The organism is Pseudoalteromonas sp. DL2-H2.2 (assembly GCF_021532535.1).
GTDB classification, from domain to species: Bacteria; Pseudomonadota; Gammaproteobacteria; order Enterobacterales; family Alteromonadaceae; genus Pseudoalteromonas; species Pseudoalteromonas rubra_A.
In genome coordinates this window covers 34,042-53,730 of record NZ_JAKGBD010000006.1, presented here as the reverse complement: position 1 = coordinate 53,730, position 19,689 = coordinate 34,042, and the positions used below count along the sequence as shown (strand labels likewise).

General features: G+C 49.4%; 22 protein-coding genes. 14 read left to right on the top strand and 8 right to left on the bottom strand.

Annotated elements, in window-relative coordinates:
- Positions 1-25: 25 nt before the first annotated feature.
- The gene (locus L1285_RS11915; protein ID WP_235412499.1) at positions 26-769 is read left to right on the top strand and encodes a YciK family oxidoreductase; all 744 of its coding nucleotides are present in this window, start codon (positions 26-28) and stop codon (positions 767-769) included.
- A gap of 42 nt (positions 770-811) precedes the next feature.
- Here the strand turns inward: L1285_RS11915 and rluB are convergent, their stop codons facing one another.
- The 5 genes from rluB to rnm are packed head-to-tail and all read right to left on the bottom strand — an operon-like array spanning position 812 to position 4,595.
- On the bottom strand, positions 812-1,672 hold the full coding sequence (gene rluB / locus L1285_RS11910) for a 23S rRNA pseudouridine(2605) synthase RluB (protein WP_235412498.1): 861 nt from the start codon (positions 1,670-1,672) through the stop codon (positions 812-814).
- Positions 1,669-2,256 (bottom strand): SMC-Scp complex subunit ScpB, encoded by a 588-nt coding sequence (scpB, locus tag L1285_RS11905; RefSeq protein WP_235412497.1) that lies wholly within the window; start codon positions 2,254-2,256, stop codon positions 1,669-1,671. The genes rluB and scpB overlap by 4 nt, the downstream gene beginning before the upstream one ends.
- 50 nt (positions 2,257-2,306) lie before the next feature.
- On the bottom strand, positions 2,307-3,122 hold the full coding sequence (locus L1285_RS11900) for a segregation and condensation protein A (protein WP_235412496.1): 816 nt from the start codon (positions 3,120-3,122) through the stop codon (positions 2,307-2,309).
- 2 nt (positions 3,123-3,124) lie between these two features.
- A complete protein-coding gene (locus tag L1285_RS11895) occupies positions 3,125-3,745 on the bottom strand; it encodes an L-threonylcarbamoyladenylate synthase (RefSeq protein WP_235412495.1) in 621 nt (206 codons plus the stop codon).
- Between the two features lie 4 nt (positions 3,746-3,749).
- Entirely contained in the window at positions 3,750-4,595 is an 846-nt protein-coding gene (rnm, locus tag L1285_RS11890; RefSeq protein WP_235412494.1) for an RNase RNM, read from the bottom strand.
- A 518-nt stretch (positions 4,596-5,113) separates the two neighbouring features.
- On the opposite strand from rnm, the gene L1285_RS11885 reads away from it, so the two are divergent.
- From L1285_RS11885 to trpA, 6 genes are read left to right on the top strand one after another with little or no spacing between them, the layout of a single operon-like run.
- Positions 5,114-6,688: an anthranilate synthase component 1 gene (locus tag L1285_RS11885; RefSeq protein ID WP_235412493.1), complete on the top strand. Its 1,575-nt coding sequence runs from the start codon at positions 5,114-5,116 to the stop codon at positions 6,686-6,688.
- Positions 6,685-7,275, top strand: coding sequence for an aminodeoxychorismate/anthranilate synthase component II (locus tag L1285_RS11880; RefSeq protein WP_209051597.1), 591 nt, complete (start codon positions 6,685-6,687; stop codon positions 7,273-7,275). Before L1285_RS11885 ends, L1285_RS11880 begins: the two co-directional genes overlap by 4 nt.
- A gap of 2 nt (positions 7,276-7,277) precedes the next feature.
- Positions 7,278-8,282, top strand: coding sequence for an anthranilate phosphoribosyltransferase (trpD, locus tag L1285_RS11875; RefSeq protein ID WP_235412492.1), 1,005 nt, complete (start codon positions 7,278-7,280; stop codon positions 8,280-8,282).
- Complete coding sequence (gene trpCF, locus L1285_RS11870) at positions 8,275-9,639, top strand: bifunctional indole-3-glycerol-phosphate synthase TrpC/phosphoribosylanthranilate isomerase TrpF (protein WP_235412491.1); 1,365 nt, start codon at positions 8,275-8,277, stop codon at positions 9,637-9,639. The genes trpD and trpCF overlap by 8 nt, the downstream gene beginning before the upstream one ends.
- A 10-nt stretch (positions 9,640-9,649) precedes the next feature.
- The gene (gene trpB, locus L1285_RS11865; RefSeq protein WP_125719354.1) at positions 9,650-10,831 is read left to right on the top strand and encodes a tryptophan synthase subunit beta; all 1,182 of its coding nucleotides are present in this window, start codon (positions 9,650-9,652) and stop codon (positions 10,829-10,831) included.
- On the top strand, positions 10,828-11,634 hold the full coding sequence (gene trpA / locus L1285_RS11860) for a tryptophan synthase subunit alpha (RefSeq protein ID WP_235412490.1): 807 nt from the start codon (positions 10,828-10,830) through the stop codon (positions 11,632-11,634). The genes trpB and trpA overlap by 4 nt, the downstream gene beginning before the upstream one ends.
- A gap of 16 nt (positions 11,635-11,650) precedes the next feature.
- On the opposite strand, the gene L1285_RS11855 is transcribed toward trpA, so the two are convergent.
- Entirely contained in the window at positions 11,651-11,926 is a 276-nt protein-coding gene (locus L1285_RS11855) for an HU family DNA-binding protein (RefSeq protein WP_046003342.1), read from the bottom strand.
- Between the two features lie 151 nt (positions 11,927-12,077).
- Here L1285_RS11855 and L1285_RS11850 point away from each other — a divergent pair, with 151 nt between their 5' ends.
- A complete protein-coding gene (locus tag L1285_RS11850) occupies positions 12,078-12,719 on the top strand; it encodes a CPBP family intramembrane glutamic endopeptidase (protein WP_046003278.1) in 642 nt (213 codons plus the stop codon).
- Positions 12,720-12,769: 50 nt separating this feature from the next.
- Here L1285_RS11850 and L1285_RS11845 read toward each other — a convergent pair whose 3' ends face one another.
- On the bottom strand, positions 12,770-14,194 hold the full coding sequence (locus L1285_RS11845) for a sodium-dependent transporter (RefSeq protein WP_209051593.1): 1,425 nt from the start codon (positions 14,192-14,194) through the stop codon (positions 12,770-12,772).
- Between the two features lie 260 nt (positions 14,195-14,454).
- On the opposite strand from L1285_RS11845, the gene L1285_RS11840 reads away from it, so the two are divergent.
- The 5 genes from L1285_RS11840 to L1285_RS11820 all read left to right on the top strand — a co-directional run bounded on the left by L1285_RS11840 (position 14,455) and on the right by L1285_RS11820 (position 17,503).
- Positions 14,455-14,754 (top strand): YciI family protein, encoded by a 300-nt coding sequence (locus L1285_RS11840; RefSeq protein WP_046003280.1) that lies wholly within the window; start codon positions 14,455-14,457, stop codon positions 14,752-14,754.
- Positions 14,755-14,833: 79 nt separating this feature from the next.
- Positions 14,834-15,085 carry a PepSY domain-containing protein gene (locus tag L1285_RS11835; RefSeq protein WP_235412489.1) on the top strand — a complete coding sequence of 84 codons (252 nt, stop codon included), beginning with the start codon at positions 14,834-14,836 and terminating at the stop codon, positions 15,083-15,085.
- Positions 15,086-15,088: 3 nt separating this feature from the next.
- Entirely contained in the window at positions 15,089-15,763 is a 675-nt protein-coding gene (locus L1285_RS11830; protein WP_046003282.1) for a response regulator transcription factor, read from the top strand.
- Complete coding sequence (locus L1285_RS11825) at positions 15,757-17,094, top strand: ATP-binding protein (RefSeq protein ID WP_235412488.1); 1,338 nt, start codon at positions 15,757-15,759, stop codon at positions 17,092-17,094. Before L1285_RS11830 ends, L1285_RS11825 begins: the two co-directional genes overlap by 7 nt.
- Entirely contained in the window at positions 17,078-17,503 is a 426-nt protein-coding gene (locus L1285_RS11820; RefSeq protein WP_046003284.1) for a hypothetical protein, read from the top strand. Before L1285_RS11825 ends, L1285_RS11820 begins: the two co-directional genes overlap by 17 nt.
- 40 nt (positions 17,504-17,543) lie before the next feature.
- Here the strand turns inward: L1285_RS11820 and L1285_RS11815 are convergent, their stop codons facing one another.
- Entirely contained in the window at positions 17,544-18,578 is a 1,035-nt protein-coding gene (locus L1285_RS11815; RefSeq protein ID WP_046003285.1) for an AI-2E family transporter, read from the bottom strand.
- 189 nt (positions 18,579-18,767) lie between these two features.
- Between L1285_RS11815 and L1285_RS11810 the strand changes: the two genes are divergently transcribed.
- Positions 18,768-19,664: a TIGR01777 family oxidoreductase gene (locus L1285_RS11810; RefSeq protein WP_235412487.1), complete on the top strand. Its 897-nt coding sequence runs from the start codon at positions 18,768-18,770 to the stop codon at positions 19,662-19,664.
- Positions 19,665-19,689 lie beyond the last annotated feature (25 nt).

Sequence of the window (19,689 nt, the reverse complement as noted above, 5' to 3'; positions counted from 1 at the left end):
CGAAAATTTAGCTCAGAGGTTCAAAATGCATACTTATCAAGCAGCTGAGAATGCTTTAGAAAACAAAGTGATTTTGATCACGGGTGCAGGCGATGGCATTGGCCGGATTGCCGCATTGACCTACGCCAAACATGGTGCAACGGTGATTCTGCTGGGTAAAACCACCCAAAAGCTGGAATGTGTTTATGACGAAATCGTTGCGGCAGGATGTCCAAAACCGGCCATTGTGCCTTTAGACCTGAAAGGCGCGACAAAACAACACTATCGCGACCTTGCCGCAACGATCGAACAACAATTTGGCAAGCTTGACGGGCTGCTAAATAACGCCTCCATTTTAGGTGCCCTAGGTCCGCTGGAACATTTTTGCGTGTCCACGTTTGAGAACATCATGAAAGTGAACGTTACCGCACAGGCAATGATCACCAAATACCTGTTCCCTGTGATGCGTAAATCACCCAGCGCTTCTATTGTCTTTACGTCATCTGGCGTAGGTCGTCAGGGCCGCGAATTTTGGGGCGCTTATGCCATTTCGAAATTTGCCACCGAAGGTATGATGCAAACGTGGGCCGCAGAAGTGGGTAAAACCAACATTCGCATTAACTGTATTAACCCAGGTGCGACTCGCACTGGCATGCGCGCTACAGCTTACCCGGGCGAAGATAAAGACAAACTAAAAACCCCCGAAGAACTGATGCCGACTTACCTCTACCTGATGTCCGATGACTCGGCCGAGGTAAATGGTCAGTCGCTGGATGCCCAACCTAAGTAAGCCATAAAAAAAGCCGCGAAAAGCGGCTTTTTTGTGTCTGTTTTAACGACGTTTGCTTTGCTTGAGGCGCTGGTTGTGCTTATTTACCGCCTTGCGAATACGGTTGATCTTCGCACGCTTATCTTTACGCTTTTCAGGCATCACAGACAGTTTAGTCTGCGTTTCAGGGCGCATACCTACCGACTTGCGCAGATAATTCACATCTTCCAGTTTGAGCTCTTCCCAGCCGCCCTGGGGCAGACGTTTACCTAATTCCAGCTTACCATAGCGAACTCGGATCAGACGCGATACTTCAAGCTCCTGAGATTGCCACAAGCGACGCACTTCGCGGTTACGACCTTCGGTTAAAGTGACGTTAAACCACTTGTTCAGGCCTTCACCACCGCGTGGTGCCAGCTTCAGGAATTTCGCCGGACCGTCTTCCAGTTCCACCCCTTTTTTCAGGTTACGCAGATGCTCGTTGGTTACATCACCAAATACCCGCACCGAATATTCACGCTCTACCTCATATTTAGGGTGCATCAGGCGATTGGCCAGTTCACCATCATTGGTGAACAGCAACAAGCCTGATGTATTGACATCCAATCGACCAATGGCAATCCAGCGATCGCCTTCAATACGCGGGAGACGGTCGAACACGGTACGGCGGCCTTCCGGATCTTTACGCGTACACAGCTCACCTTCAGGTTTATGGTACATCAGGACACGACAGATCCGCTCTTCCTGTTGCTCTACTTTAACGATATGACCATCGACGCGAATGACGGCGTTTTCTTCTACGCGATCACCCAGCTTAGCTACCTTGCCGTCCACACTGACACGGTTGCTTTCGATGTATTTTTCCATTTCACGACGCGAGCCAACGCCAGCGCGTGCTAAAACTTTTTGTAACTTCTCACTCATTCTGATGGTTCTCTCACAGAAGGATCATCTAACATCTGATCTAGCTTCTCGCCCTGCTGGGGTGGCAGCTCAGGGAGCATATCCAACCCGTTGAGCGAAAAGTAGTCCAAAAATTGTTTGGTTGTTGCATACAGCGCCGGTTTGCCCGGCACTTCTTTATAGCCCACCACCTTTATCCATTGCCGCTCCAGCAAGCTTTTGATGATGTTGGAGCTCACCGTCACGCCCCGCACCTGCTCAATCTCGCCTCTGGTTATAGGCTGGCGATAAGCGATCAGTGCCAGGGTTTCGAGCGTCGCCCGAGAGTATTTGGGTGCTTTTTCCTGCCACAGGTTGCTAAGCCAGGGGCTTAAACTGGCACAAGCCTGAAAACGATAGCCCGTGCCAACTTCAACCAGTTTGACGCCCCGAGTCTGATAGTGCTCACTCAAAGTTGCCAGTGCCTGCCTGAGGCGGGCATCCGATACAGTAATGTCCTGTAAAACGGTTTCTTTCAGCTGCTTTCGGGATAAAGGCTTATCGGCAACGAATATGGCTGCTTCAACCAGTTCAACCAATTGTTCATCACTGATACGGCGTTTCATGCAAGTAGGATAAGGCTAGTCTAAAGCCGCGTATTATGACAGAGCCGGCGTCACTCTTGTAGCTTTAATGACAAATAAATTGTGCTGGCCGGTGCGGCAGCGGGGGCAACCTGCACACAGTCGATCAACTGCTCTTTCAATAACTCAAGCATTGCGATAAATGTAACGACCACCCCACTGCGCCCCTCTGACAAGGTAAACAAGCGGGAAAACTCAACCGGCTCCGGATGCGCAGACAAAAACTGTAAAATGGCCGCCATACGCTCGCGCGTCGATAAGGCTTCGGCGCTGATCTGGTGGTGTTCAAACGTTTTTGCCCGTGCCATTACATCACTCAATGCCAGCAGCAGCTCAGCCATATCTATATCCGGAAGTTGTGCCTGTGGCGCGTCTGTTTCTTCCATCAGCGCACGGGCGACAAAAATCTCCCGATCAACACGAGGCAGCTGATCCAGATTCTCCGCTGCTTTTTTGAATTGCTCATATTCCTGAAGCCGTCTGACCAATTCTGCACGGGGATCTTCTTCATCCTCCAGCTCTTCATGCACGGGTAAAAGTAAACGAGACTTTATTTGTGCCAGTAAGGCAGCCATCACCAGGTATTCACCAGCCAGCTCAAGCTGCATGTCCTGCATCATCTCCACATACTTTACGTATTGCTGCGTAATGCTCAGTATCGGTAGCTCCAGGATATCCAGCTTATGGCGCTTGATGAGATACAATAGCAGGTCGAGCGGGCCTTCAAACGTCTCGAGTATGACTTCCAGCGCATCCGGAGGGATATAGAGGTCTTCCGGTTTTTCGAGCACCGCCTCTCCGTGTAAAAACGCCAGTGGCAGCTTTTGCTGTGCGCCTTGATCAACCATGCTTATTCAAACGGGGTCGTATCGCCACAACCACGGCGCAGGATCACCACTTCATCATCAGACATGTCAATCACAGTCGTCGCCTGCTCTATCAAAAATCCGCCGTGAATGATGAGATCAACATGCTTCTCCAGGCGCAGCCGAATATCATCCGGATCCGACTCGGTAAATTGCTCATCCGGCAATATCAATGAACAAGACATCAAAGGCTCGCCCAGCTCCGTCAGTAACGCGGCCGTGATCGGATGCTCAGTGACCCGGATCCCGATGGTTTTTTTCTTCTCATTGAGCAAACGTCTGGGTACTTCTTTTGTTCCTTTGAGAATAAAGGTGTAAGGACCCGGCGTATTATTTTTGATCATACGAAACATCTGGTTATCGACACGGGCATAAGTCGATAACTCGGACAAATCACGGCACATCAGGGTAAAATTATGATGTTTTTCAATACCCCGAATACGTTCAATACGCTCCTTCGCCTGTTTATTACCCAGGCTGCACCCAATCGCGTAACCGGAATCGGTTGGGTATACAATCACCCCACCCTGCTGAATAATATCAACGGCCTGACGGATCAGACGGCCCTGTGGGTTATCGGGATGAATATGAAAAAATTGGCTCACGCTGTCACTCCTCTGTCGCGCCCCAGAACTGCCAAACACCTTGGCAATCTTTTGGTAAGTATAGATTTTTTCCAAGATCCAACCAGTTTGTCGGATAATGAAAATCAGATCCCTGACTGGCCAGCAGGTTATATTCGCGGCTCAGCTGCCCCAGAAACTGGCGCTCCGATGGCGCCTGCTGTGGTTGTGCAACTTCCATTGCCTTGCCCCCGGCGGCACTGAACTCACCGAGTAACTTTCTGAGCCACTTGTTCGACATCTGATAACGTCCGGGATGGGCCAGCACGCTCACGCCACCCGCACTGTGTATGGCCTCAATGGCCTCTCCCATAGTGCACCAGCTACTCGGCACATAGCCGATTTTGTTGCGGCCCAGATATTTTTTAAACACGCCCTGAATGTTTTTGGCAACGCCTCTGTCTACCAGTGCTTTAGCAAAATGGGCGCGGGTAATTTCAGCGTTTTCAGCAAGCACTTGTGCTTCCTCATAGATACCTTCAAACCCGCGTTTGGCCAGCCGTGCCCCAATTTCTTTGGCACGCTCACGGCGTTTTTGCTGCTGACTGGCAAGCAAGGTTGCGAGCGCATCATTCGACTCATCTATATTCAGACCGACTATGTGTATTTCAAAGCTCTCCCATTTGGTTGAGATTTCAACCCCGGAGATCAGCGACAAGGGCAATTGCTTATCAGTGATGTAGTCACGCGCAGGTGCCAGGCCCGCAGTGGTATCGTGATCCGTAATCGCAAGGACATCCACGCCTCTTTCGGTTGCTCGTTCCAGCAAGGCACTGACCGCCAAACGACCATCCGAAAAAGTACTGTGACTGTGTAAGTCGTATTTAATCAAACTCTCATAACCTTATAAAAAAATGCAGATTTTAGTATACCATGTTGTTTACTTTTACGGGCGCTTATCTGACACACTAAACAGTGATAATTGTGCGAGTGGCTAGGTCAAAATAACCATTTTTGGGAACTAACTGGTTTTTTTCCGATTTGACCTTGACACTTTGTCCCATAGTGCGGTTTACTGTTGGCAATCAATTTACATAACGATGACTTAACAAATGAACATACAAACAACTTTCAACATTTGGTGGTGGCACTCGTAACTAGCGGGTGAATCGTTGTGCATGCAAGATTTTCGAAACCCGCGCTAAACACGCGGGTTTTTTTGTAACTTAATTTTCTCAAAGATATTGTATAGTGATCAATAATATAACAACTCTTTTACTAGATATGTCTTGGTGGTGGTGCCTGAATTAGCGGGACGGCATCTTTGTACCTAATACACAGACCCCCGCAAGCAACTCGCTTACGGGGGTTTTTTTTAGCTTAAATTATGAAAATTACGAGGAATGAGGTGTGATTTTTAGTCATATAACGACACAGCCCGGGGAAGTAACCAGTATTCGGTTACGGCGAGAGTATATCGCCAGCCCCTTGTCTTTGTTCGCAGCGCTGGACAAGCCCAACTCATTGTTGCTGGAATCGGCAGAAATCGACTCCAAAGACAATGTGAAAAGCATTATTCTGGTTGATACCGCACTGCGCTTTGAGTGTCAGGGCAAGCAAGTCATCGTCAGAGCACTGTCCAACAATGGTGAGCAACTGCTGCCCTACCTGGCTCAGGAAGTGGAAAACTGCGACGTAACCCAAGATAACTCAGTGCTAACCATTACTTATCGCGACACATCGGCTGATCTCGACGAGTATGCAAAGCTCAAAGCCGATAATGCGTTTAGCGCACTCAGAACCTGTATCAACCGCATCAAATGTAACTCAGACACACCGTTTTCGTTGTTTCTGGGAGGGGTGTTTGCGTACGATATGGTGGCCAATTTTGAACAACTGCCTGAGGTGCCAGACGGTGCCAACAGCTGCCCTGACTACGTATTCTATCTGGCCGAGACCCTGCTTATCATAGATCATCAGGCGCAAACCACTGAGTTAATCGGCAATGTGTTCAACGGCCCCGACGTTCATGCAAACTGTTTTGAGGTCGGCCGCCAGCTTGAAGTGCTCAATCATCAGTGTGATGCTTTAGAGTCATTCTCACCAAGTCCGCTTACCGGTCGCTGTGAGGTCAGTGTCGATATCAGTGATGAGACTTATATAGAGCAAGTGGTAAAACTGAAGCAGCACATTGTCGATGGCGACATTTTTCAGGTGGTGCCCTCGCGTACCTTCTCTTTGCCTTGTGCCGACCCAATGTCAGCCTACAAAGCGCTTAAGCAGCAAAACCCAAGTCCGTACATGTTCTATATGCGCGACGAAGACTTTGTCTTGTTTGGTGCTTCTCCCGAATCGGCATTGAAATATTGTGAGCAGAGTAATCAGGTTGAAGTGTATCCTATTGCAGGCACCCGGCCTCGTGGTAAGTTTGCCGATGGCAGTATCAACCCGGATCTGGACAGCCGCATCGAACTGGAACTCAGAGACGATCAAAAAGAACGTGCCGAGCATTTAATGCTAGTCGATCTGGCCCGTAATGATGTGGCCAGGATCAGCATACCCGGCACCCGTCATGCCAAAGAGCTACTCAAAGTAGACCGTTATTCTCAGGTCATGCACCTGGTTTCACGCGTGGTCGGTCAGCTGAAACCGGACCTCGATGCCCTGCATGCCTATCAGGCCAGTATGAACATGGGTACACTTGTCGGCGCACCGAAAGTCAGAGCGGCAGAATTGGTCAGACACACGGAAAAGCAACGACGTGGCAGCTACGGTGGCGCCGTTGGTTATCTGACCGGGGATGGTGCGATGGATTCTTGCATCGTGATCCGCTCAGCCTTCGTTAAAAATGGCCAGGCGCTGGTACAGGCCGGTGCAGGTGTTGTTTATGATTCCGATCCGCAAGCCGAAGCCGACGAAACTCGTGCCAAAGCCAGCGCCGTGATCAAAGCCATTCAATCGACTTATGCAGGAGCGCAGTCATGATCCCCAAGATATACTTTCTCGATAACTTTGACTCCTTCTCCTATAACCTGGTTGATGAACTGTCGCTGCTCGGTGCCGAGCTGGTCGTTTACCGAAACCACCTTGATGCCAGAACGATTTTTGCCAAAATGCAGCAAGAAAGCGGCCCGGTGATCCTAGTTTTATCACCCGGCCCCGGCGCCCCAAAAGATGCGGGCTGCCTGCTGGAGCTGATTGACCTGTGTAAAGGCAAGTACCCCATGCTGGGGATCTGCCTGGGGCAGCAGGCACTGACACAAAGCTACGGCGGCACCATAGGCCATGCCGGCGAAACCGTGCACGGTAAATCGTCTCACATTAGCGTAAAGCCCCATCCGGTTTTTGCCGGGCTGGGCAAATCTTTTCCGGTTGCGCGTTATCATTCTTTAATGGCAACTCAGGTGCCAGAGAGCCTTGAAGTCATTGCAAACTATGAAGATATTCCAATGGCGATTTACCACCCGAACGATAAGGTGATCGGGTATCAGTTTCACCCGGAATCTATTTTAACCCCATGCGGTGCTCAGCTTCTTAAGCAAAGCATCGCCTATCTCACTGGTGAGGAGTAGACATGGACAGTTTGAATCTATTACTTGAACAAAAATCGCTGGATTTCGCCACAGCCACCGATCTTTTTAGCGCCGTTATGCAAGGCCAGCTGGATGAGGTACAACTCACCGCCGCGCTGGTCGCCCTGAAAATCAAGGGCGAAACCGCCGAAGAAATCGCAGGCGCCGCAAAAGCTATGCGTGACCATGCTACGGCATTCGACACCCAGGGCTTGCTGTGTGCAGACAGTTGTGGCACGGGCGGTGATGGCACCAACACCATCAATGTCAGTACCACAGCCGCTATTGTTGCAGCCGCCTGCGGTATTCCTATGGTTAAACATGGCAACCGCAGCGTATCGAGCAAATCCGGCTCTGCCGACTTGTTAAAAACACTGGGGATCAACCTGGATATGGACCCATTACAGGGTGCACGCTGCTTGCAACAAACCAACTTTACCTTTTTGTTTGCCCCGCACTATCACGCCGGTGTCAAACATGCGATGCCAGTGCGCACTAAGCTTAAAACCCGCACCCTGTTTAATATTCTCGGCCCGCTTGCCAACCCAGCTCAGCCTCAGGTGCAATTGCTGGGTGTTTACGACCCTAAGCTTTGTCGCCCAATGGCAGAGACGTTACAAAAGCTCGGCACCCAACGCGCCATGGTCGTTCATGGCTCAGGCTGTGATGAAATTGCACTGCATGGCGAAACCCTGGTAACAGAGCTTAATCAGGGCGAATTGAAAGACTACACACTGACGCCTGAAGACTTTGGGCTGGCGCGCTACCCGCTTGAAGCCATCTTTGGCGATACGCCAGAGTTTAATGCCCAGGCAACCAGGGATATTCTCAGTGGCACAGGCAAAGAAGCACACAATGCCGCTATCATCGCCAACGTCGCAGCGCTGCTGGTCATGACAGACAAAGCAACGGACCTGAAATCAGCCAGTGCTCAGGTTGCCGAAATGCTGGCGTCCGGACGCTGCGCCGATAAACTTGCCGAAATTGTGGAGGTGAGCAATGGCTAATGTATTAGAGAGAATCGTTGCTGATAAAGAAGTTGAAGTGGCACAACGCAAGCAAGCGCGCCCGCTGGACAGTTTTATAGAGCAGATAACCCCCAGCGACCGCGATTTTTACGCAGCATTGAGCCGTCCGGGTACTCAGTTTATTCTGGAGTGTAAAAAAGCTTCGCCGTCGAAAGGGCTGATCCGTCAACACTTCGACCTGGACGAAATTACCGCGGTTTATGGCCGTTATGCCAGCTGCATCAGTGTGCTGACTGACGAAAAGTATTTTCAGGGTAATTTTGATTATCTTAGCTATGTCAGAACTCAGGTGTCACAGCCGCTTATCTGTAAAGACTTTTTTATTGATGAATACCAGGTGTATCTGGCCCGTGTAAGCGGTGGCGATGCCATTTTGCTGATGCTATCAGTACTTGATGACGCACGTTACCAGGTTTTGGCTGATTTGGCCCACAGCCTGAATATGGCGGTACTGACGGAAGTCAGTAATGAGGAAGAGGTTCATCGCGCCCTTAAGCTGGATGCCAAACTTATTGGGATCAACAACCGTAATCTTAGAGATTTAAGTACAGACTTGGCAACCAGCGAACGTTTGCGCAAATTGATCCCGGAAGATAAAACCGTGATCTCTGAGTCTGGCATTTATACCCATGCAGACGTAAAACGCTTAGCGCCCATTTGCAATGGTTTTCTGGTTGGCAGCTCATTAATGGCAGAACAAGACCTTGAAACCGCATGTCGCAAGCTGATCCTGGGCGAAAACAAGGTCTGTGGCCTAACGCGCAGCCAGGACGCCATTGCTGCTTATGAGGCAGGCGCAGTGTACGGCGGTCTGATTTTTTATCCCAAGTCACCCCGTTATGTCGATATTGACTGCGCCAAAGCGGTCGTAGACAGCGCGCCGCTCAATTATGTGGGTGTGTTTGTCGATGCCCCGCTTGAGCAGGTGATTGAAAATGTGCGGGTTCTGAAACTCAGCGCAGTCCAGTTGCATGGCAATGAATCACAAGATTATGTCGATGCGCTGCGCCAGCAGTTACCTGTCAACTGCCAGATCTGGAAAGCACAGGGGATCAGCGACCATTTACCTGAACCTTTACAGGGCGTCGACAAACATTTGTACGACACCAAAGTCAAAGGTCAACTTGGTGGCACAGGTCAGGCATTTGATTGGCAGTTACTGAACCAGACGCCGGGCAGCTTTATGCTGGCAGGTGGCCTTAACGCAGACAATCTAACACAGGCCTCGTACCTGGGCGCAGCCGGGTTCGACCTGAACTCAGGCGTCGAGACCAGCCCGGGCAAAAAGTGCGCCGACAAACTCAATACAGCTTTTAATACAATTCGTAAATACTGAGGTGGAAACAATGAATACAGGCTATTACGGTGATTTTGGTGGCATGTTTGTCCCTGAATTACTAGTTCCTGCACTTAAGCAGCTTGAGCAGGAGTTTAACAAAGCGCAAAAAGATCCGGCTTTCCAGCAGGAGTTCTATCAGTTATTGAATGAGTTTGCAGGACGCCCAACGCCGCTAACGCTTACCAGAAACCTGGTTAAAAACCCCAAAGTGAAGCTGTATCTTAAACGTGAAGATCTGCTTCACGGTGGCGCGCACAAAACCAATCAGGTGCTTGGTCAGGCGCTGCTCACTAAACGTATGGGTAAATCAGAAGTCATCGCGGAGACCGGCGCCGGACAACACGGTGTTGCAACGGCACTGGCCTGTGCCCTGCTCGGCCTAAAATGTCGTGTTTACATGGGTGCCAAAGACGTTGAGCGTCAGCAACCAAATGTTTTCCGTATGCGCCTGATGGGTGCCGAGGTGATCCCGGTCACCGCGGGCTCGGGCACATTAAAAGACGCCGTTAACGAAGCAATGCGTGATTGGTCAGCCAATTACAAAACCGCCCACTATTTGCTCGGTACAGCCGCAGGCCCTCACCCCTTCCCGACGCTGGTACGTGAGTTCCAGAAAATGATCGGCGAAGAAGCCAAGCAACAAGTGCTTGAAGCCGAGGGTAAACTGCCGGATGTGGTCATGGCTTGTGTCGGTGGCGGTTCTAATGCGATTGGTATGTTCGCAGATTTTATTGACGAAAAAGACGTGAAACTCATTGGTGTCGAGCCTGCGGGCAAAGGTTTAGATACAGAAGAACACGGTGCGGCATTGTGTAAAGGCACTAAGGGCATTTTGCACGGTGCCTATACCTATATTATGCAGAACCAGGACGGCCAGATTGAAGAATCTTACTCAGTGTCAGCCGGCCTCGATTACCCCGCTGTTGGGCCACAACACGCCTATCTGCATGAAACGGGCCGTGCACAATATGTAGCAGTGACCGACGATGAAGCGCTGGCCGCATTTCAGGCGCTGGCAAAGCACGAAGGGATCATACCCGCGCTGGAATCAAGCCACGCACTGGCCTATGCCCTGAAATATGCAGAAGCACAGGAGCAGGACACAGTAATAGTGATCAATTTAAGTGGCCGTGGCGACAAAGACTTAGCCCATGTCCATCAGGTATTAGAAGCGCGAGGTGAGCTATGAGCCGTTACAATGAGATGTTTAAGCAGCTTAAGGACAAGCAGCAAGGTGCGTTTGTGCCATTTGTTACAATTGGCGATCCGGACAAAGAAACTAGTCTGGCCATCATCAAAAGCCTGATTGAAGGCGGTGCGGATGCACTGGAGCTGGGGATCCCTTTCTCTGATCCGATTGCAGACGGCCCGGTGATCCAGGCTGCGAACATTCGTGCACTGGAGCAAAACATAGACACAGAAGATTGCTTTGACGTGATCAGTACCATCAGAGCGCAATACCCTGACTTGCCGATCGGACTGCTGCTTTACTCAAACCTGATCTTTGCACGTGGTCTGGAAGCTTTTTATCAGCAAGCCAAAGCGGCCGGCATCGATTCAGTCTTAGTTGCCGACGTGCCTTTGCATGAGTCAAAAATGTTCCGCAGAGCCGCGGTAGATGCGGGTATTGAGCCGATTTTTATCGCAACACCGAACGCCAGCGATGATACTTTGCGCGAATGTGCCAGCTATGGCAGAGGCTATACCTACTTGCTTTCTCGCGCTGGGGTAACCGGCACAGAAAGCCAGGTGCAAATGCCAACCGATGAAATCATCACTAAGCTTACCGAGTACCATGCGGCCCCAGCCTTACTGGGTTTTGGTATCTCAACGCCAGAGCAGGTCAAAGCAGCGCTGGACTCTGGCGCTGCGGGTGCCATCTCAGGCTCTGCCGTGGTTAAAATCATTGAGCAGCACCTGGATGACAAACCGGCTATGTATCAGGCCCTGAACGCCTTTGTCCGCGATATGAAAGCGGCAACGGCACGCTAAGTCGTTTTAGCCTTACTTAGTCAGCCAGAGCATCCTTAAAGGCTTTGGCTGGCTTAAACAACACCTTATTTTGCCCTTCAATCATGATCTCTTCCCCGGTTCTGGGGTTTCTGCCCGGCTTGGCCGGATGATAACTCAGCGTAAAGGTGCCCATGCCATTGAGCTGGACCTGATCTCCTTCAGAGAGACGTTTGGTGATAAGTTTTAAAAGACTACCCAGCGCAGCCTGCGTGTCTTTTTTAGTCAATTCGCTGTGGGCCGCCATGGCCGAAACCAGTTCACTTTTATTCATCATGCATCCGTCTTTATACAACAAAGCCCGGCAGGCTAAGGAGTTCTGTCGCAAAAGTCAATCAAACAAAGTTTTCCGCGGCCTGCCATACCCGAGTTGAACAGCCTTGACTATAGTTAGGCTAACGTTGTCAGACATACCAGAGGCTACATTGAACGCAAACCAATATCGCTGGTGCGAACTATTCCTGGTGTTTTTTCTGTTACCCATTATTGCCTATGCTTTTCGCCATCAACTCGCCAATTGGTTATTCCCGGCCCTGATTATACTCACAGCTGTGTGTACATATTTGTTACTGACCGATCCACACTTCAAACGTTTTCGCCTCACCAGCCTGGGGACCTTCTCAACTGTGAAGCGGCGGCTATTTTCAACCTTTTTTATTGGTGCGCTGTTTTCTGCGATGTTTTATGGCCTGGTCAATCAGGAAAGCTGGTTTGATATGCCGCTCAACTCCACCCGTGACTGGTTGATCCTTTTGATAGCCTATCCAATTTTATCGGTACTGCCGCAAGAGCTGGTGTTTCGCAGTTATTTTTTCCACCGTTACAAACGGATCTTGCCGAAAAAAACCAGCCGGGTTGTACTGAGCGCCGCCGTGTTCGCGCTGGCGCACTGTGTATACGACAACTGGGTGGCGATTGCACTGTCCTTTGTCGGCGGATTGCTGTTTGCCTATACCTATGCTCACAGCCGCTCTTTGGCGGTCTGTGTGCTTGAGCACAGTCTGTGGGGGCTTTGGGTGTTTACCCTGGGTTTGGGGCAGTATCTGGATTCGGGGGTGACTTTTTAGCACTCGGGCGTCACAGCAGGTGACGCCCGAGTCAGGTATTTCAGGGGCTGTTAAAAACCAAACAGACTGAAAGAGAAGAACTTAGTGGTCACTGTATTGATGAAGATCACAGCAAGGATCACGGGGATAAAGGTCGACAGTGAAAAGTTCACATACTTTTCCATCAAGCTGCCTTTATAATTTGGCGACCCCTGAGCCAGTTCCTCAGACAAGTTGTGCTTCTTCCAGCGATACATCACAAACAAGCACACCAGCAAACCATTGAATGGCAATATGGTCTCGTAGAATACATCCGAGATCAGCGCAAACATACTCTGACTGGCACCGCCGTAGTCAATAAAGTCCGTCAGCCATCCAACCATACCAAACGACATGGTACACAGTACCGTCAACCCGCCTGTTGTCAGTGCCAGCACACCCAGCGCCTTTTTACGGCTAATGCATTTTTCTTCCATCAGCGCAGCGGTAGGTACTTCAATAATCGACACCAAAGAGGTAATTGCAGCAAAAAACACTAGCAAGAAAAACAGCGCAGCAACCGCAGAAGCGCCAAAATAGCCAATGTCAGATTGCAGTGCCAGTAACAGCTTTGGCAGATACACAAATATCATAGACACGGACGAATCACTCAGCTTGGCAGGATCTGTGTCCGGGTTAAAGCTAAAGATAGCAGGTAACACCATCAGACCAGCAATGAAGGCAACCAGAGAGTCTGTGATCGCGACCATTTTTGAACTGCCTACGATGTCATCTTTTTTGGAGATGTAAGACGCATAGGTGATCAAAATACCCATACCCAGTGACAACGAGAAGAACGACTGTGACAGTGCACCATTGAGCACGCTGGCATTCATCTTAGAAAAATCAGGCACCAGGTAGTAGCGCACCCCGGCCATCGCATTGTCCAGCGTCAGTACGTAGGCAACCAGGCCAAGCAGCAGCACAAACAGCGCCGGCATCATGAATTTAGCGGCCTTCTCAATGCCCTCTTTAACACCACCGACCAAAATCAGATTGACGATAAGGCCCACGAACACCATGTAGATAAACATAGAGTACTGGTTTACAAAGGCATCAAAGTGGCCAGGATTGGCCAGCATGTCGAGATTCCCCAGCACCGTTTGTACCAGATAACCAAAGATCCATACCGTTATAACCATGTAGAAAACGGCGATCATAAACGGCGTTAATACTGCAATCGCGCCAGCCAGGGACCACTTTTTGTCACCCTGGGTTAACGATTTATAGGAACCATAAGGGTCTTTTTGTGCCTTACGGCCCATTGCCATCTCAGCCATCATGACAGGCAAACAGATAAAGATAACAAACAGGGCATAAGTCAGCAGAAAAGCACCGCCCCCATTTTTTGTTGCAGACACGGGAAACCCAACCAGGTTACCAATCCCGACTGCGGAACCCGCTGCGGCGAGGATGAATCCCAGCCGCGAGCTGAAGTGCTCACGATTTGCGCTCACAAGAACAACCTTATTATTATTTTGTAAGAATAGTCGATGGACTCTACCAGCCATCAGCACGGCATTTCAAGTATAAACGTCTAATCCGCTCGGCCATTGACGTAAACCTCACACCTTTACACGCTTACACAACGCACTTATAACAAGTTAAACATACACGCTGCGGAATTTGTCTTTATCCATCAGTGGTGGCAGCATTTACACACAGGGCCGGTTCAGTCTATGATAGGCGCAAATAACACAATAATTTTTTGCACCCTATGCTTTATATGATCTATTCAACGGACGTTGAGAACTCTTTGCAGAAGCGCTTGGCAGCGCGCCCGGCGCACCTGGCCAGACTCGATGAACTTGCACAACAGCAACGCTTATTCGCAGCGGGTCCACTGCCGGCTATCGACAGCCCGGATCCAGGTGAAGCTGGCTTTACAGGTTCGCTGGTGATCGCCGAGTTTGATTCTCTGGCGCAAGCCGAAGAGTGGGCGGCACAAGACCCTTATATCGCCGCTGGCGTGTATGCCAATAGTGTCGTCAAGCCATACAAGAAAGTACTGCCTTAACAAGTTCAGCATGGGTTAAGTCGTTTTCCAATAGCCTGTGCCACAAGATGTTAAGCAACCCTAACCGTGGAGCTTATAAATGCAGTTGCCAAGATGTCTTGCTGCTACGTTGATTTGCTGTGTGCTGGCGTTCCAAGGCGCACAAGCCACCGAGAAGCAAGATACCATAAGCAAAAAGCAAGCAGTTAAACTTGCAACCGACAAGTATTCGGGCAAAACCCTCAAGATCTCCAAACAAGGAGAATACTATATCGTGAGGATTTTACTCGATGACGGTCGGATCATAGATTTAAAAGTTCACCAGGTTACGGGCGAAGTGAAGAAGGACTAAACAATGCGAATTCTTGTAATAGAAGATGATATTCAGCTGGCTGAAAACCTGCGCACCGCGCTGGAAAAAGAGAAGTACAGTGTTGATCTGTGCCACGATGGAGAAAATGGTCTTTTTCACTTAACCGAGTACCCATTAGATTTAGCCGTCGTTGACTTAGGTTTACCAAAACTCGACGGTATCGAGCTCATCCGTCAAGCGCGAGCAAAAGGGATCAAATTGCCTATCTTGATCCTGACCGCCCGAGACCGCTGGCAGGAAAAAGTAGAAGGATTGGATGCTGGTGCCGATGACTACCTGACCAAACCGTTCCACACCGAAGAGTTAATTGCACGCTGTAACGCGCTGATCCGCAGAAGTGCCGGACAAGCTAACCCGGAGATCTCGATTGGTCCGGTTAAAATTCATACGCGCTCTCAGCAGGTATGGGTAGAAGACAGAGAACTGACACTGACCGCCTACGAGTACAAAGTACTGGAATACCTGATGGTCAACCCACACAAAGTGATTTCTAAATCAGAACTGACCGAGCATATTTATGATCAGGACTTTGATTTGGACTCCAATGTGATTGAAGTATTTGTCCTTCGACTGAGGAAAAAACTCGACCCGGATGGCACACTAAACCCTGTTGAAACGCTCAGAGGCAGAGGCTATAGGTTTAAGAACCAGTGGTAAATCGCGCTCAAATTTCGCTCAAAATAAGACAAGGGTTTATCCTTGTCTTTGTTTTAATTATTGCCCTCCCAGCCCTGTTTTTCTCAATTGGTCGTGCCTATTACGCTACTTTGGTAGACGCCACGGAAAAAACACTGGAAGCCCACCTCTACTCGCTGATCTCTGAAGTTGATTTTGTCACCATGGAGATGCCCAACAGCATTTTAGCACCTGAATTAAATCGACTTAATTCAGACACTTACGCACTAATCTACCAGCAAAATGCCTTGGTCTGGCATTCAGAGTCGGCAATGAACCTGACCGTCACACCAGATATTTCGCAAAGCAAAGCAGGGGCTGCCGAGTTCGAGCGGGTTGAATACAATCAGGAACTATACTGGCAGCTCAGCATGACGGTCATTCTGGGTAATGCCAGTCACTCGCAACAAGCCAAGTTTATTTTGCTCAAGAAAAACTCAGCGCTGGTTGCGCAGATGGCGCAGTTTCGCAACACCTTAGTCAACTGGATGCTGGTAATGGGTGTGATGATAGCCGCGCTCATGGCGTTTGGTTTTATCTGGAGCGCCCGTCCATTGCAAAGGCTGGATAAAGAAATCAAAGCGGTCGAAGCAGGCGAAAGCGATAAGATAAGTGGCCTCTACCCGGTTGAACTCAATACCATCAAAGCCGACCTAAACTTATTGCTGGACTCGCAAAGACGGCAAAAAGAGCGCTATCGCGCTTCACTAAGCGACCTTGCCCATGCACTGAAAACCCCGCTGGCGGTATTGAAATCCAGTCCTCTGGCAGAGAATGCCGATGCTCAGGAGCAACTAGACCGCATTAACGCCATGATTGAGCACCAACTAAAACGCGCAGCATCTGGCGCTTCTGATACCTGGAAAAAGCAAACTCAAGTGCAACCTGTCGTTAATTCCATTCTCAATGCCATGACTAAGGTCTATCACGACAAGCAGATCAGCTTTAGTACCAAATGCCCGGAAGAAGCCGCCTTTTTAGGGGATAAAACCGACTTAATGGAAATTTTGGGTAATTTGATCGACAATGCCTGTAAAGCATGTAGTTCACAAGTCGATATTGAAGTGAAGTATAATCAGAACAAGGGGGTCAGATTTATCATCAGCGACGATGGCCCGGGGATCCCGGAGCAAAACAGAAGTACCCTTTTGCAACGTGGAACACGCCTGGATACCTATGAAAGCGGTCATGGTGTTGGTATGGCAATTGTATCCGACCTTGTTTCTTCCTATCACGGAAGCATAAACATAGATTATAGCCAGCTGGGCGGCGCCCAGTTCACAATAGAATTTAGTTATGAACAAAACCAATAGAGTACTGTGTTTAGTATCACTTTTAGCGTTCAGTATGTCTGCACAAGCTGCAAGGCTGGCGCTGCAAGAGTGTGCTCACCTCAACTCAGATCATCCCGAAAAAGCCAAGCGCTACCTGATGTGTCTTGATGGCAATATTGAGCTGCTGGAGCGCGAACGAAAGACCTGGATAACCAAGTTGGTAATGGACACCGAAAACCTGCAAAAAGAAACAGGCAACTCCCAGCTACTGCCTATTATTCAACGCAGTTTTATCAATCAGGAAAGATACATGGAAGATGCCTGTCGCTGGCGCTATCTAAAGCAAATGCCAAATGCCACCCTGGCCGCTAAGGTATACAAGCGCTGTAAAATTGACTTTATCAAGCAGCACACTTTGGAGCTTCAGGCCGACTTTCTGGTTCAATAAGACCACAAAGCGGCCCACTTAAAGCAAGCCAGAATAGCTATCATCTGGCTTGTTGCTGCTCTTCTCCACCGAGCATTGTGGCCAACCAGCGCCCGTCCTCACTATTCTCCAAAGCAATTTTAACCACCATAGTCAGCGGCACAGATAGCAACATGCCCACAGTGCCCAACAGCCAGCCCCAGAAAATCAAAGACAGAAACACCACTAAGGTGCTCAGACCTAAGCCTCTGCCCATAAAGCGTGGTTCAATGATATTACCCATAACGGTGTTAATGCAGACATAGCCCGCGGCGACAATAGCACTGACCACAGGGCTATGTGTCACCAACGCCAGCAGCACGGGGGGCACAGCGGCGATAATAGATCCTATATTGGGAATATAATTGAGTAAAAAGGCAAACACGCCCCACAGCACGAAGTAATCAACATCCAGTATCCACAAAAAGAGCGCTGCAACCAGGCCGGTTGCCAGCGAGACAAGGGTTTTTATCGCCAGATAACTGTTGATCGAATCCAAAAAACGATCAATCTGCTTCATTTTCATATCCGGGTCATCCAGTGCAAGATGCACTTTAGTGCTGATCATAGGCGCTTCAAAAAGCATAAATACCACGGTCAGCAATATCAAAAAGATGTTCGCCATTACGCCACCAAATCCTGCCAGCATATTGGTTGCAACATCAATCATTTTGCCCGGATCAAACAAAGCGATCAGCTGTTGTTTATCAATCAAAATATTGTACTGGGCCGCCATGTCGACAAACCAGATAAACTTGCTGCGCAGCGCTTCTCTGTATTGCGGCAGCTGGCTGGAAAAGTCGTTCAATGACTGGCCAACCAGACCTGTGAGGCTCATACCCATTAGCATCACCAGCATAATGATCAGCACAATCGCCAGTCCTTTAGGAATGCGGTAATTTGCAAAAAACTTTAACAGTGGATTGCAAATAATGGCAATAAAGGCCGCTAAAACAAAAGGGACAACTATTTCGTTGGCCAGTTTTATTCCGGCTAAAACAATGAACAATGACGCGATAACGACTAAACTTTTAGTGATCCCAGACAATGAAGACACGACTTTTCCTTACATTAACTTTGCAAAACCGGGTATGGCACCGGACAGCGGCGATCAGCGCATCAATAAAACGCTAGCCCGACGGCTTCATTGTAACGGAAATTTCTATCAAAGCACGCAGAACTAACAAATTGATCGACAATGCAATACGCTGAGTATAAACACTAAATTATTAAAAATGGATTATACATGAAGGTATTAATTACAGGTGCCACCGGGCTCATTGGCTCAGAGTTGTGCAAGTTTCTTGTCAACAAACACAAGATTGTGGCATTAACGCGCAATATCTCTAAAGCCGGCCGCGTGCTGGACAGTAAAATTGAAGCCGTAGATGATTTAGACCAGGTCAACTTTAACGACCTGGATGTGATCATAAACCTGGCTGGTGAGCCCATTGCAGACAAACGCTGGAGCGAGAAACAAAAAGCCCGGATCATGGATAGCCGCATTGCACTGACAGAGGAGATAAGTAACCGGATCCATGCATGTGACTCCCCCCCTCACACCTTCATTTCAGGCAGTGCCATTGGTTACTATGGCAGGCAACCTGCCACCGTTAAAGTCGATGAAGACTTCAACGACCCCTACCCGGAATTTAGCCATCAGCTGTGTAAAGACTGGGAAGCGAAAGCCAATTTAGCCCACAGTGAACAAACCCGGGTGTGTATTGTCAGAACTGGCGTGGTGTTGTCCAGACAAGGAGGCGCACTGAAAAAGATGCTGCCTGCCTTTCAGTTCGGCATGGGTGGCCCTATGGCCAGTGGTAAACAAATGATGTCCTGGATCCACATCGACGATATGGTGCAGCTGCTGCTGTTTCTGGTCAAGCACCAGGACTTATCCGGCGTGTTTAACGCCACCGCACCGGCCCCTGTGTCTAACAAAGAATTTTCCGAGCGACTGGCACTAACGTTGAGGCGTCCCGCCATGCTAACCATGCCAGAGTTTGTCCTCAAAGCGCTGTTCGGCGAGATGTCAGAGTTACTTATCTATGGTCAGCGCGTACTCCCCCGACGTGCACTCAAAGCGAACTATCGTTTTCGTTACCCCAATCTCGACGAGGCGCTGCAGCAGCTATTTCATTAGTGAAAGCATAAAAAAAGCGCCTTGC